This window comes from Pseudomonas putida, assembly GCF_028682475.1.
Classification (GTDB): domain Bacteria; phylum Pseudomonadota; class Gammaproteobacteria; order Pseudomonadales; family Pseudomonadaceae; genus Aquipseudomonas; species Aquipseudomonas putida_AG.
This window is the reverse complement of record NZ_JANHLE010000004.1, coordinates 151,031-164,988: the sequence shown is the minus strand read 5'-3', so window position 1 is coordinate 164,988 and position 13,958 is coordinate 151,031. Positions and strand designations below refer to the sequence as shown.

Genomic DNA, 13,958 nt, shown 5'->3' with positions numbered 1-13,958 from the left:
GGTCACCTCGTTCATCCCAGTTGGGCCAGGGCCTGGCGGAAAGCCGGGGGCAAGTTGTCGCCGAAACGCACCCGGCCATCAGCCTGGGTGAAGATGCCCATGCGCGCCAGCCAGGCTTCGAACTCCGGCGCCGGTTTCAGGCCGAGGGTCTGGCGGGCATACAGCGCATCGTGGAACGAAGTGGTCTGGTAGTTGAGCATGATGTCGTCGGAGCCGGGGATGCCCATGATGAAGTTGATCCCGGCAACGCCGAGCAGGGTCAGTAACGTGTCCATGTCGTCCTGGTCGGCTTCGGCGTGGTTGGTGTAGCAGATGTCACAGCCCATCGGTACGCCGAGCAGCTTGCCGCAGAAGTGGTCTTCCAGCCCGGCGCGGATGATCTGCTTGCCGTTGTACAGGTACTCCGGGCCGATGAAGCCGACCACGGTGTTGACCAGAAACGGCTTGAAGTGGCGGGCCACGGCGTAGGCGCGGGTTTCGCAGGTCTGCTGGTCGACGCCATGGTGGGCGTTGGCCGACAGCGCACTGCCCTGACCGGATTCGAAGTACATCAGGTTCTGCCCGAGGGTGCCGCGGTTGAGGCTCAGGCCGGCGTCGTAGCCTTCCTTGAGGACATTGAGGTTGATGCCGAAACTGGCGTTGGCCGCCTCGGTGCCGGCGATCGACTGGAACACCAGGTCCAGCGGTACGCCGCGGTTGACCGCTTCGATCGAGGTGGTCACGTGGGTCAGCACGCAGGCCTGGGTGGGGATGTCGTAGCGCTGGATGATGGCGTCGAGCATTTCCAGCAGGGCGCAGATCGAGGCGATGCTGTCGGTGGCCGGGTTGATGCCGATCATGGCGTCGCCGTTACCGTAGAGCAGGCCGTCGAGGATGCTCGCGGCAATCCCGGCCGGTTCGTCGGTCGGGTGGTTGGGCTGCAGGCGGGTCGACAGGCGTCCACGCAGGCCCATGGTGCCGCGAAAGCGGGTGACCACGCGGATTTTTTGTGCCACCAGCACTAGGTCCTGCACGCGCATGATTTTGGAGACGGCAGCGGCCATCTCCGGGGTCAATCCGGGGGCCAGGGCGCGCAGGCTGGCTTCATCGGCCTGGTCGCTGAGCAGCCAGTCACGCAGGCCGCCGACGGTCAGGTGACTGACTGCGGCAAAGGCACCGGCATCGTGGGTGTCGATGATCAGGCGGGTGACTTCGTCTTCTTCGTAAGGAATGAGTGCTTCGCTGAGAAAGTGTTTGAGCGGGATGTCAGCGAGGGCCATTTGGGCCGCAACCCGTTCGCCATCGTTGCTGGCCGCAACGCCTGCAAGAAAGTCCCCCGAGCGCGCCGGGCTGGCCTTGGCCATCACTTCCTTGAGGCTTTCAAAGCGGTAGGTCTGCTGACCTGCCGTGTGTACAAAACTTGCCATACAGAATCTCCAGAACGCCGCAGGCAGGGCCTGCGGCGCAGATAGCGTTGATCAGTGCAGGGCCTGTTCGGCCTTCTGGATCGCGGCGAATTCCTCTTCCGGTGTCCCGGCGACCAGGTGGTGCCGGCTGTAGAACGCAAAGTAGGCAATCAGGACGCCATAAATGATCGCCGCACCAATCACCACCCGCGGATCAACCAGGAAGCCGGCGACCACGGCGATGCAGGCCAGCACCAGCGCTACACCTGAAGTGAAGATGCCGCCCGGGGTACGGTAGGGGCGCTCCATTTTCGGGCGTTTGATGCGCAGGGTGATGTGCGCGGCCATCATCAGTACATAAGACAGCGTAGCGCCGAACACCGCAACCAGGATCAGCAGGTCGCCCTGGCCGGTCAGCGACAGGCCGAAACCGATGATCCCGGGGATTACCAGCGCCAGGACCGGGGCCTTGCTCTTGTTGGTTTGCGAGAGTTTGCGCGGCAAGTAGCCAGCGCGGGACAAGGCGAAGATCTGCCGCGAGTAGGCGTAGATGATCGAGAAGAAGCTGGCGATCAGGCCGGCCAGGCCCACCAGGTTGACGAAGCTGCCCATCCAGGTCGAGCCGCCGTAGGCTTTGGCCAATGCTTCGACCAGCGGGTTGCCTGAGCTTTTCAACGCTTCGGCACCGGCGCCGCCAGGGCCGACCACGAGGATCAGCAGGGCGAAGGCCAGCAGCACCAACATGGCGCCGATCAGGCCGCGCGGCAGGTCGCGTTTGGGGTTCTTGGTTTCTTCAGCGGCCAGCGGTACGCCTTCGACCGCGAGGAAAAACCAGATTGCGTAAGGGATCGCCGCCCACACGCCGACATAGCCGAACGGCAGGAAACTGCTGGCGCCCACGGCATCGGTCTGGGCGATGTCGAACAGGTTGTTCACATTGAAATGCGGCACCATGGCCACCAGGAACACGCCCAACGCAATCGCCGCCACGGCGGTGATGATGAACATCAGCTTCAGCGCTTCACCGACGCCAAAGATGTGGATGCCGATAAAGATGATGTAGAAGGCCAGGTAGATCATCCAGCCGCCAATACCGAACAGCGACTGGCAATAAGCGCCGATGAACACGGCAATCGCTGCCGGGGCGATGGCGTATTCGATCAGGATCGCCGTGCCGGTGAGGAACCCGCCCCAGGGGCCGAAGGCGCTGCGGGCAAAGCCGTAGCCGCCACCGGCGGTGGGGATCATCGAGGACAATTCGGCCAGGGAAAAACACATGCACAGGTACATGGTGGCCATCAGCAAGGTGGCGAGGAACATGCCGCCCCAGCCGCCTTGGGCCAAGCCGAAGTTCCAGCCGGCGTAGTCGCCGGAAATCACATAGGCCACGCCAAGGCCAACCAGCAGTACCCAGCCGGCTGCGCCCTTTTTCAGTTCACGTTGTTGGAAATAGTCGGTGCCGACTTTTTCAAAGTCGACAGAAGAGCCTGCCGGCACACTGCCGGAGTGATCGCTTGGCATAGGGTTCACCTGTTTTTTTTATCGTGACCGGCAGTTGCCGGTGTCTCTGGTGATGGTCTTGCAGAAAGCGAGCCAGAGCGGCCCCAGGGTGGGGCCGCGCTGTTTGTGGGTTAGAAGAAGCCCAGCGGATTGATGTCGTAGCTGACCAGCAGGTTTTTGGTCTGCTGGTAGTGGTCGAGCATCATTTTGTGGGTTTCACGGCCGACGCCGGACTTTTTGTAGCCACCGAACGCGGCGTGGGCCGGGTACAGGTGGTAGCAGTTGGTCCACACACGGCCTGCCTTGATGCCGCGGCCCATGCGGTAGGCGCGGTTGATGTCGCGGGTCCAGACGCCGGCACCGAGACCGAACTCGGTGTCGTTGGCGATGGCCAGTGCTTCTGCTTCGTCCTTGAAGGTGGTGATGCTCACCACCGGGCCGAAGATCTCTTCCTGGAACACGCGCATCTGGTTGGTGCCCTTGAGCAGGGTCGGCTGGATGTAATAACCGGTCGACAGGCTGCCTTCGAGTTTTTCCACCTTGCCGCCGGTGAGCAGCTCGGCGCCTTCCTTCTCGGCGATCTCCAGGTACGAGAGGATCTTGTCGAACTGTTGCTCGGAGGCCTGGGCGCCGACCATGGTGTCAGTGTCCAGCGGGTCGCCGCGTTTGATCTGTTTGATCTTCTTCATCACCTCCTGCATGAACGCCGGGTAGATCGACTCCTGCACCAGCGCCCGCGACGGGCAGGTGCACACTTCGCCCTGGTTGAAGAAGGCCAGCACCAGGCCTTCGGCGGCTTTCTCGATGAACGAAGGCTCGGCCTGCATGATGTCTTCGAAGAAGATGTTCGGCGATTTGCCGCCCAGTTCCACGGTCGACGGGATGATGTTCTCGGCGGCACATTTCATGATGTGCGAGCCCACCGGGGTGGAGCCGGTGAAGGCGATCTTGGCGATGCGCTTGCTGGTGGCCAGGGCTTCACCGGCTTCGCGGCCGTAGCCTTGCACCACGTTGAGGACGCCAGGCGGCAGCAGGTCGCCGATGAGTTCCAGCAGCACGGTGATGCCCAGCGGGGTCTGTTCGGCCGGCTTGAGTACCACGCAGTTACCGGCAGCCAGGGCTGGCGCGAGTTTCCAGGCGGCCATCAGGATCGGGAAGTTCCACGGGATGATCTGCCCGACCACGCCCAGTGGTTCATGAATGTGGTAGGCCACCGTGTTGCCGTCGATTTCTGCAGCGCCGCCTTCCTGGGCGCGTATACAGCCAGCGAAGTAGCGGAAGTGATCGGCAGCCAGTGGGATGTCGGCGTTGAGGGTTTCGCGGATGGCCTTGCCGTTGTCCCAGGTCTCGGAAATGGCCAGCAGTTCGAGGTTCTGTTCGATACGGTCGGCGATTTTCAGCAGGACCAGCGAGCGCGCCTGCGCCGAGGTCGAGCCCCAGGCGTCAGCGGCGGCATGGGCGGCGTCCAGGGCCTTTTCAATGTCTTCGGCGCTGGAACGCGGGAATTCGGCAATCAGTTGGCCATTCACCGGTGAGGTGTTTTCGAAGTACTGCCCTTTGACTGGAGCTACGAACTCGCCACCGATGTAGTTGCCATAACGGCTCTTGAAGGAAACCTTGGCGCCTTCGGTACCGGGATGTGCGTAACGCATGGTGTGTCTCCTGGCTATTGTGTTTGTTGGGGAGGATATCTAAAGCATAGAGCAAGGCGCGGGCCAGTGTTTTCAGGCCTAGTGAAATCAAGGGTTTGCGGGGTTTTGCGGGGCGAGTGAAGGTGGCGGTGTGGCAGCGTCGGTACAGCGTGGGTGACACTTTGTACCGTTAATGGCACAGACAGTGACCCACGGGTCAGCCAGCATTGCATTGCGCATGCGGGTAGAGGATGCTGGGCCGATCTCGTCTGCGGAGAACAATAAAAAGTGCAGAACAATCACCTCAGCCGGCACGCCCGGCAAGTGCTCACGGTGACCCAGGGCAAGGCCCAGATGCACGGGCCGGGCAGCGATCCTTCGATTGCCCGCTCATGGCTGCGTTGCCTTGAGGATTATCACCTGGACCCGGCGCAGAGCATGGCACCGACCGTGCTCGAACATGGCCGCGTGCTGGAGAGCCGCGAGCGCCTGCAGCAGGTGCTGCAGATTGCTGGCAATGAGATGAACAGCCTGCACCAGCAGTTATCCGGAGCGGGGCACGCGGTGTTGCTGACCGATGCCCGCGGGGTGATCCTCAATTGCGTCACCGCGCCAACCGAACGGCGGGGGTTCGAGCGTGCCGGGCTGTGGCTGGGCGCCGACTGGAGCGAGGCCCGCGAGGGCACCAACGGTATCGGCACATGCCTGGTCGAGCGCCAGGCGTTGACCATCCATCAAGACGAACATTTTCGGGGCAGGCACACCGGCCTGACCTGTTCGGCCAGTCCGGTGTTCGATCCGCACGGCGAGTTGCTGGCGGTGCTCGATGTCTCTTCGGCGCGCCCGGACGTGTCGCGTCAGAGCCAGTTCCACACCATGGCGCTGGTCAATCTTTCGGCGAAGATGATCGAGAGCTGTTATTTCCTGCGTTATTTCGAGAACCAGTGGCTGCTGCGCTTTCACCTGCAAGCCGAATCGGTCGGCCTGTTCAGTGAAGGCTTGCTGGCCTTCGATGGCGACGGGCGGATCTGTGCGGTCAATCAGAGCGCCTTGAACCTGCTCGGCACCATTCGTGGCGGTGCCTTGGGCAAGCCGGTGGAGATGTTTTTCGACTGTGCCCTGGATGAGCTGTTCAGCCGCACCACCACCCACGCCAGTGCCAGCTGGCCGCTGCGTACCCGCGATGGGCGTTTGCTGTTCGCCAGTCTGCGCGGACAGGTGCGCCAGCCAGCGCAACCTGTATTGCCGACCCCGGTACCCGCCGCCAAGGTGGAAAAAGCAGGGTCAATCTGCCTGCTTGATCCGGCGCTGCAGCATGATTTTCGTCGTGCCGTGCGCGTGTTCGAGCGTGATGTGCCGCTGTTGATCAATGGTGAAACCGGTAGCGGCAAGGAGGCCTTTGCCAAGGCCGTGCACCAGGCCAGCCAGCGTCGTGACCGGGCGTTTGTCGCCTTGAACTGCGCCTCGATTCCGGAAAGCCTGATCGAGAGCGAGCTGTTCGGTTATCGCGGTGGCAGTTTTACCGGTGCGCGCAAGGAAGGCATGCGCGGCAAGTTGCAGCAGGCCGATGGCGGCACGTTGTTGCTGGACGAAATCGGCGACATGCCCCTGGCCCTGCAGACCCGTCTGCTGCGGGTGCTGGAAGATCGCATGGTGGTGCCGATTGGCGGTGAGCCGCAGGCGGTCAACGTGCGCATCATCAGTGCCACCCACCGCAACCTGCTGGAGCGGGTGGAGGATGGCAGTTTCCGAGAGGACCTTTATTACCGGCTCAATGGTCTGGAAGTCGAGTTGCCGGCCTTGCGCGAGCGCAGTGACAAGGCGCAGCTGCTGGATTTCATTCTGGCTGAAGAGGCGGGTGAGCAGTCGGTGACGTTGGAGCCCTCGGCACGCCAGGCCTTGCTCGATTTCGCCTGGCCAGGGAACGTGCGGCAGTTGCGGAATGTGTTGCGCACGTTGGTGGCGCTGTGTGATGACGGCTGTATCCGCCTTTGCGATCTGCCACCAATCACGGTAGGAGCGGGCTTGCCCCGCGATGCGGTAGTTCAGACAGACCGCAATCGCGGGGCAAGTCGAGTCGTCGCACCGCCGCTCCCACAGGTGGCCCCCTTGGAGGACGCTGAGCGTGGTGCCTTGCTTGCGGCCTTGGAACAACAACGCTGGCACATGACCCATGTAGCAGCCCAGTTGGGCGTCAGTCGCAATACCTTGTATCGAAAACTTCGCAAACACGGTATCGCCCGCAGCCTTTGAGCGAAACACAGGATGCGAATTCCTGCGCCCTGGGCTACCCTGCCTCGACGTTTTGCGAGGTCGATAATGCACATTCACATTCTTGGTATCTGCGGCACTTTCATGGGTTCTCTGGCAGTGCTGGCCAAAGAACTCGGGCACCGGGTTACGGGCTCCGACGCCAATGTCTATCCGCCCATGAGCACTCAGCTCGAGGCCCAGGGCATCGAGCTGACCCAGGGTTACGACGCCGCCCAGCTGGACCCGGCGCCCGACCTGGTGGTGATCGGCAACGCCCTGTCGCGGGGCAATCCGGCCGTCGAGTACGTGCTCAACAAGGGCCTGCCTTATGTATCGGGCCCGCAATGGCTGGCTGATCACGTCCTGCAAGGCCGCTGGGTGATGGCAGTGGCCGGTACCCACGGCAAAACCACCACCAGCAGCATGCTGGCCTGGGTGCTGGAGCATGCCGGCATGAGTCCGGGCTTCCTGATCGGTGGCGTACCGCAGAACTTCTCGGTGTCGGCACGTCTGGGCGGCACGCCGTTCTTCGTGGTCGAGGCCGATGAATATGACAGCGCCTTCTTCGACAAGCGCTCGAAGTTCGTGCACTACCGTCCGCGTACCGCGATCCTCAACAACCTTGAGTTCGACCACGCCGATATCTTCCCGGACCTGGCCGCCATCGAGCGGCAGTTCCACCACCTGGTGCGGACCATTCCGAGCGAAGGCCTGGTGATTCATCCGACTACCGAGCCAGCGCTGGAGCGGGTGATCAAGATGGGTTGCTGGACCCCGGTGCAGACTACGGGTGAAGGCGGGCAGTGGCAGGTCAAACTGCTCAGCGCCGACGGCTCGCGCTTTGAAGTCAGCTTCGAAGGTGAAACCCAGGGTGTGGTCGAGTGGGAGCTGACCGGTCAGCACAACGTCGCCAACGCTTTGGCGACCCTGGCCGCAGCTCGCCATGTTGGCGTAGTACCGGCCATGGGTATCGCTGCGCTGAGCGCGTTCAAAAGCGTCAAACGACGCATGGAAAAAGTCGCTGAAGTGCAGGGTGTGACGATCTATGACGACTTCGCTCATCACCCGACTGCGATTGCCACTACCCTCGACGGCCTGCGCAAGCGCATTGGCGATGCACCGTTGATCGCAGTGATCGAGCCACGCTCCAACTCGATGAAGCTGGGCGCCCACCGTGATGGCTTGCCAGAAAGCGTCAACGATGCCGATCAGGTGATCTGGTACGCGCCACCGAACCTCGGTTGGGACCTGGCTGCCACTGCCGCCGAGTGCAAGGTGCCTTCGGTGGTCGCTGACAGCCTTGAAGCCATCATCGAGCGGGTCAAGAGCCAGGCCAAGCCGGGCACCCAGGTGGTGATCATGAGCAACGGCGGCTTTGGCGGGCTGCATGGCAAGCTGGCTGAGGCGCTGAAATGAGCGGGCCGGAACGCATCACCCTGGCGATGACCGGGGCTTCGGGGGCGCAGTATGGTCTGCGCCTGCTCGATTGCCTGGTGCGCGAGGACCGCGAGGTGCATTTTCTGATCTCCAAGGCGGCGCAACTGGTGATGTCGACCGAGACCGATGTGCTGCTTCCGGCCAAACCTCAAGCGATGCAGGCCTTTTTGACCGAGTACACCGGTGCCGCCGCCGGACAGATTCGTGTGTATGGCAAGGAAGACTGGATGTCGCCAGTAGCGTCCGGCTCGGGCGCGCCTGCGGCGATGGTGGTGGTACCGTGCTCCACCGGCACCCTGTCGGCGATTGCCACCGGGGCTTGTAACAACCTGATCGAGCGTGCGGCGGACGTTACTTTGAAGGAGCGTCGCCAGCTGATCCTGGTGCCGCGCGAGGCACCGTTTTCCAGTATTCATCTGGAGAACATGCTCAAGTTGTCGAACATGGGCGCGGTGATCCTGCCGGCGGCACCGGGGTTCTATCATCAGCCGCAGACCATCGATGACCTGATCGACTTTGTCGTGGCGCGGATTCTCAATGTGCTGAATATTCCCCAGGACATGCTGCCACGTTGGGGCGAGCATCACTTCGGCGCCGATGAATGAAGCGACTGCTTGGCGTAGGCCTGCTGGTTTTGCTGGTTAGCGGTTGCGCGACGGTGCGCACGCTGGATGCGGCCAAGCCGGGGGCGCCGTTGGTGTATAGCGGCACGCGGCTGGATTGGTATGCATTGCAGGGTGGTTGCTGTGCGATGGATCGTTTTGGCGCCGAGGCGCCACAGTATCCGGGGCTGGACCTGCCGGGGAGTGCTTTGCTCGATACCGTGTTGCTGCCTTTGTCGGTGTTGACCGCACTGGGGATAGGGTTTCAGGCGACTGGCGGGTTGTAGCGGCGGGCCTCATCGCTGGCAACGCCAGCTCCCACAACGGTTGTGCAAACCAGTGGGAGCGGGCTTGCCCCGCGATTATTTCCCGAGCTTGCGCAATTCATCAGACTCGACAATGCGAATGCCATCCTGTTCTTCCAGCGCCAGACGCCACAGCGCCCGCGCCAGCTGGCAGGCTTCGATGCCGCGGTACTTGCCGGGAATCAGCTTCGACAGCGGGCCAGCAATCTGTTCGACCAGGCGTGGCTCCTCTCGGTCTCCGAGCAGCAGCGAAGGTCGGGCAATGGTCAGCTGCGGCCAATCCTGAGCCCTCAGCGCATATTCCATCTCACCCTTGACCCGGTTGTAGAAAATCGGCGATCTGCGGTCGGCGCCCATGGCACTGACCACCAGCAGGTGGCGTGCGCCCATCTCCCGGGCACGTTTGCCGAAGGCCACGACCATGTCCAGGTCGACGGCGCGGAAGGCGGGCTCGGAGCCGGCCTGTTTGATCGTGGTGCCCAGGCAGCAGAAGGCGATATCGACGCGACCGGCCAGCTGTGGCGGGAACAGCGCGGGATCACCGACCGGATTTTCCAGGTGCGGGTGTTCGGCCAATGGCCGACGGGTAGGGGCCAGTACTCGACTGACCGTAGGCTCGTTGAGCAGTCGATCGAGTAGATGTTCACCAGTGAGACCGGTGGCTCCGGCAAGCAGGATATGCTGAGGCGTCAAGTACATGATGTCTCTCCCTTGATACAGTCAGCTTAGTGGGTACTGGCATTTTTTGCATGTCCAGCTTGCTTGTCCGCTTTGCTCTGCAAGGCTTTACGTGCCTGTTGTTGGCGCAGCCGTTGCCAGTGCGCGAGTACCTCGCTGGGCGCCCAGATCTGCGGCTCGGAGGCTTCGAATCCTTGCGCCGTCTCTCGCTCGGCAACGCTGGCACTGGCCAGGTCGAAGGCCTGGCGCAGGTCGTCGGTCTGGTTCAGGGCCTGGGCGAACAACGCATCACCGAAATAGGTGAAGTCGGCTTCCTCGGAGCAGCCAAATGATACGCGGTCGGCGCGCGAGGCGGTCATGATCAGGGTCATGTTGTCCTTGAGTGCGTCGATATACCCCCCCGAATAGCACGCCGAGATGACGATCACTTTGTGGCGATCTTTTAATGGCGCCAAGGCGCTGGCCAGGGCGTCGGCAGGCAGGTCGGCCAGTTGCATGCGCGGCAGGTCGAGGACCAATTCGTGCTCGTGGCTGCCATGACTGGTCAGGTAGATGAACACCAGGTCTTCCGGGCCGCTACGTTCGGCCAGGGTGCGTGCGGCCCGGGTAAGGTTCTCGCGGGTTGCCAGCGGCCGGTCATCGAGGTGGTCGCGGTGATTGACCAGGTTGATCTGGCCCACCGCGCCAAAACGGCTCTTGAGCAGGTTGCTGACATAGTCGGCTTCACGCAGGAACACGCTTTGCTTGCCGTCACCCGCCAGGGCCAGGCTGTACAGTTCGATTTCCGGCGTCGATGCCGGCACCTTGGCCTGGGCCTGTTCCAGCAGGCGCCCCTGGTTGAGCAAGGCCAGCTCCAGCGGGTCGGGTAACAGGCGGCCCTGGTCGTCGCGCACACGTTGGCCATTGACCCAGTAGCCACTCTGGCTGCTGCCATCGCTCAAGGTCAGGCGGCCATGGCCCTGGTAGGTGTCGTTATCGAAACCGCCGACGTAGAGGCTGCCGTCAGCCAGTTGCAGGCGGCCCTTGCCAGAGAAGCGCCAATCGACAAAGTTGCCCTGGTAATGGCTGCCGTCAGCGCCGATCAACTCGCCCTTGCCGTTGAGCGTGCCGTCCTTGAACTGGCCGATCCAGACATCACCGTCGGTGCTTTCGTAGCGGCCGCGGCCTTCCAGGTGGTTGTCACGAAAGGCACCGATGTACTGGTCGCCTTCGGCGCTATTGAAGGTGCCGCTGCCTTCGAGCTGACCGTTGACGAAGCGACCGCTGAACTGGTTGCCCGTGGCGTCGCTGCGGATGCCTTCGCCATTGGGTTTACCGCGAGCAAACAGGCCCTGGTACTGGCTGCCGTCGGCCAGCTCCAGATGCCCGGCGCCACTGTACTGGTCGTCTTTGAACTGGCCGCGATACAACAGGCCGGTTTCTTTCAGGGTGCCTTCGCCATCGCGACGGCCCAGTTTGAAACCACCGATGTAGCTGCTGCCGGGTGTCTTCAGAGTGCCCTGGCCATGGAACAGACCCTGCTGGAACTGGCCACGGTAGACCTCGCCATTGCTGCCATGCCACTCGCCCTGGCCGTGCCACTGACCGTTCAGGAAGTTGCCGGCATACCAGCTGCCATTGGGGTAATCGATGCGCCCTTCGCCTTGCAGCAGGCCATCGACGACCTGGCCCCGGAAGCGGCCGCCATCGGGCAGGCGGGCATCGGGCGGAGACAGCGGTTCGCCATCGCCACAGGCGGCGAGCAGCAAGGTCAGGGCAAGCGGAACAAGTGGGCGCATGACGGGGTCCGGACGGGTAAGGCCCCGAGTATGCCGCACAATGTACAGACTGAAACAGCCGCAGAGGCTGTTTCAGTATCGGGTTGCCTCAGACGAAGCAGAGTGTCAGCGGCTCGGCAATGTAGGCGGGCTTTTCCTGGCCTTCGATTTCCAGGGTGGCGGTGAACTTGAGCAGCCATTGGCCGGGCTTTTTCTCGAAGGCTTCGCTCAGGGCGACCTTGAGGCGCACGTTGCTGTCGACTTTTACTGGCTGAATGAAGCGCACGCTATCCAGGCCGTAGTTGACGACCATCTTCAGGCCTTCAGGCAAGACCAGGATGTTCTCCATCAGCTTGGGGATCAGCGACAGGGTGAGAAAACCGTGAGCGATTGTGCTGCCAAACGGCGTTTTTGCCGCCTTCTCCGCGTCCACATGAATGAACTGAAAGTCACCCGTGGCTTCGGCAAACAGGTTGATGCGCGCTTGATCGATGGTCAGCCATTCGGAACATCCCAGTTCCTTTCCAACGTACTGCGACAGCTCTGCAACAGGTACAAAGGGCATTGTGACTCTCCTGACGATTTTTGGTTTTCTTATGACTTAGGCAGATTCGAACGCCTAAGATCAGCACGCCTGCTCAAAGCGGTCAAGTCGCCATGTTTTCGGCGAATATCAAGTTATAGGCAAGTCGTTAGCGTGCTTATAATGGCCGCCAGGCCCGAAGGAGAAAGTTATGCTGTTGCGTGGTTTGACCTGGCTGGTGTTGTTTCAATTGCTTGGGACGGCAATCAATCATTTGTTTGTGCCCATCTTGCCCGGGCCGATCATTGGCCTGTTACTGCTGCTGGTGTTCCTCATGGTGCGCGGTGAAGTCGGCGCGCCGCTGAGCGAGGCGGCCAATAGCCTGTTGCGCTACCTGCCCTTGCTGCTGGTGCCGCCCGCGGTGGGCGTGATGGTCTACGCCGCGGATATCGCCGCGGACTTCTGGGCCATCGTCGGTGCCCTGGTGATTTCGGCGCTGGTGACCCTGGCCTTCGTCGGGGTGCTGATGCAAAAGCTCATCGCCCGTCAGATCAAGCGTGAGGAGCGGCCATGAGCCTGGACTGGAACGGCGCACTGGACGCGGTCATTCACCATCCATTGTTCGGCATCGGCATCACCCTGGGGGCGTACCAACTGGTGCTGGCGGCCTACGAAAAGACCCGCTGGATTTTCCTTCAGCCGGTGCTGGTGTCGATGCTGGTGGTCATTGGCGTACTGCTCGCCTGTGGCTTGACTTACAGCGAGTACCGCAAAAGTACCGAGATCATGAGTATCCTGTTGGGGCCGGCGACGGTGGCGCTGGCGGTGCCGCTTTATCTCAATCTGCGGCGGATTCGCCAGCTGTTCTGGCCGACCTTTACTACGCTGGTAATCGGAGGGATCGTCGCGACGGGCGCCTGCCTGCTGCTGGGCTGGTGGTTTGGCGCCGAGCACATGATCCTGATGACCATGGCGCCGAAGTCGGTGACGTCGCCGATCGCCATGCTGGTGGCGGAGCAGATCGGCGGTGTGGCCGCGCTGGCGGCGGTGTTCGTGTTGATCACCGGGGTGATTGGCGCGATCTTCGGCCCCGGATTGCTGTCGCGCTGTGGTGTGCACAGCCCGGAGGCGCGAGGCATGGCGCTGGGCGTGACCGCTCACGCAGTGGGCACTTCGGTGGCCCTGCAGGAAAGTGATGAATGCGGGGCCTTCGCGGCCCTGGCGATGAGCCTGATGGGCGTTGCCACGGCGGTGTTCCTGCCGCTGGCGGTCAGCCTGGTTGCTTGAGGAGTTGCAATGACGTTACCGCTGTTTCCGCTCAATACCGTGTTGTTTCCAGGCTGCTTTCTCGACCTGCAGATTTTCGAGGCGCGCTACCTGGACATGATCGGCCGCTGCATGAAGCGGGGCGGCGGTTTTGGTGTGGTCTGCATTCTTGAAGGCGAGCAGGTCGGCAAAGCGCCGACGGGCTTTTCGCAGATAGGTTGCGAGGCGCTGATTCGCGACTTTCAGCAGCAGGACAACGGCCTGCTCGGCATCCGTGTCGAGGGCACCCGGCGTTTTCGTGTCGGGCCTTTCGAGGTGCAGAAAGACCAGTTGCTGGTCGCTGATGTGTCCTGGCTGCCAGAGGGGGAAGATATGCCGCTGGCGGATGACCATCATGACTTGCTGGCGCTGCTGCAAGCGCTGGGCGAGCATCCGATGGTCGAGGCACTGGGCATGCCGGTGACGGTCACCGGTCAACAGGCACTGGCCAACCAGCTGGCTTACCTGCTGCCCTTTGTCGAAGAAGACAAGCTCGACCTGCTGGCCATCGACTCACCTCGGCAACGCCTGGACGCTATCCAGGCATTGCTTGACCGACTGCAGGGCGAGCTGTTCGCCTGA

13 protein-coding genes are annotated in these 13,958 nt (G+C 62.2%); 7 read left to right on the top strand and 6 right to left on the bottom strand.

All coding sequences use genetic code 11. From position 1 onward, the window contains the following. Positions 1-11 precede the first annotated feature (11 nt). The 3 genes from NPS47_RS05345 to exaC form a co-directional block, all read right to left on the bottom strand. Positions 12-1,406, bottom strand: a complete 1,395-nt coding sequence (locus NPS47_RS05345) for an ethanolamine ammonia-lyase subunit EutB (protein WP_274294040.1) — start codon at positions 1,404-1,406, stop codon at positions 12-14. 51 nt (positions 1,407-1,457) lie between these two features. After that, on the bottom strand, positions 1,458-2,906 hold the full coding sequence (gene eat / locus NPS47_RS05340; RefSeq protein WP_274294039.1) for an ethanolamine permease: 1,449 nt from the start codon (positions 2,904-2,906) through the stop codon (positions 1,458-1,460). A 110-nt stretch (positions 2,907-3,016) separates the two neighbouring features. Continuing rightward, positions 3,017-4,537: an acetaldehyde dehydrogenase ExaC gene (exaC, locus tag NPS47_RS05335; RefSeq protein WP_274294038.1), complete on the bottom strand. Its 1,521-nt coding sequence runs from the start codon at positions 4,535-4,537 to the stop codon at positions 3,017-3,019. A gap of 267 nt (positions 4,538-4,804) precedes the next feature. Here exaC and NPS47_RS05330 point away from each other — a divergent pair, with 267 nt between their 5' ends. The 4 genes from NPS47_RS05330 (at position 4,805) to NPS47_RS05315 (ending at position 9,095) form a co-directional block, all read left to right on the top strand. Beyond that, positions 4,805-6,769: a sigma-54-dependent Fis family transcriptional regulator gene (locus NPS47_RS05330; protein ID WP_274294037.1), complete on the top strand. Its 1,965-nt coding sequence runs from the start codon at positions 4,805-4,807 to the stop codon at positions 6,767-6,769. A 66-nt stretch (positions 6,770-6,835) separates the two neighbouring features. Further along, positions 6,836-8,185, top strand: coding sequence for a UDP-N-acetylmuramate:L-alanyl-gamma-D-glutamyl-meso-diaminopimelate ligase (mpl, locus tag NPS47_RS05325; protein ID WP_274294036.1), 1,350 nt, complete (start codon positions 6,836-6,838; stop codon positions 8,183-8,185). Further along, entirely contained in the window at positions 8,182-8,811 is a 630-nt protein-coding gene (gene ubiX / locus NPS47_RS05320; RefSeq protein WP_274294035.1) for a flavin prenyltransferase UbiX, read from the top strand. Before mpl ends, ubiX begins: the two co-directional genes overlap by 4 nt. Continuing rightward, entirely contained in the window at positions 8,808-9,095 is a 288-nt protein-coding gene (locus tag NPS47_RS05315; protein WP_274294034.1) for a YceK/YidQ family lipoprotein, read from the top strand. The genes ubiX and NPS47_RS05315 overlap by 4 nt, the downstream gene beginning before the upstream one ends. A gap of 75 nt (positions 9,096-9,170) precedes the next feature. Here the strand turns inward: NPS47_RS05315 and NPS47_RS05310 are convergent, their stop codons facing one another. From NPS47_RS05310 to NPS47_RS05300, 3 genes are all read right to left on the bottom strand, one after another. Further along, positions 9,171-9,812: an oxidoreductase gene (locus NPS47_RS05310; RefSeq protein ID WP_274294033.1), complete on the bottom strand. Its 642-nt coding sequence runs from the start codon at positions 9,810-9,812 to the stop codon at positions 9,171-9,173. A gap of 26 nt (positions 9,813-9,838) precedes the next feature. Further along, positions 9,839-11,569, bottom strand: a complete 1,731-nt coding sequence (locus tag NPS47_RS05305; RefSeq protein ID WP_274294032.1) for a C13 family peptidase — start codon at positions 11,567-11,569, stop codon at positions 9,839-9,841. Between the two features lie 88 nt (positions 11,570-11,657). After that, on the bottom strand, positions 11,658-12,113 hold the full coding sequence (locus tag NPS47_RS05300; RefSeq protein WP_274294031.1) for a MaoC family dehydratase: 456 nt from the start codon (positions 12,111-12,113) through the stop codon (positions 11,658-11,660). A 169-nt stretch (positions 12,114-12,282) separates the two neighbouring features. Between NPS47_RS05300 and NPS47_RS05295 the strand changes: the two genes are divergently transcribed. Genes NPS47_RS05295 through NPS47_RS05285 form a run of 3 tightly spaced genes read left to right on the top strand, consistent with a single transcriptional unit; the run spans position 12,283 to position 13,958 of the window. After that, entirely contained in the window at positions 12,283-12,645 is a 363-nt protein-coding gene (locus tag NPS47_RS05295) for a CidA/LrgA family protein (protein WP_274294030.1), read from the top strand. Between the two features lie 2 nt (positions 12,646-12,647). Next, complete coding sequence (locus NPS47_RS05290; protein ID WP_274294096.1) at positions 12,648-13,358, top strand: LrgB family protein; 711 nt, start codon at positions 12,648-12,650, stop codon at positions 13,356-13,358. Between the two features lie 9 nt (positions 13,359-13,367). Next, a complete protein-coding gene (locus NPS47_RS05285) occupies positions 13,368-13,958 on the top strand; it encodes an LON peptidase substrate-binding domain-containing protein (protein WP_274294029.1) in 591 nt (196 codons plus the stop codon).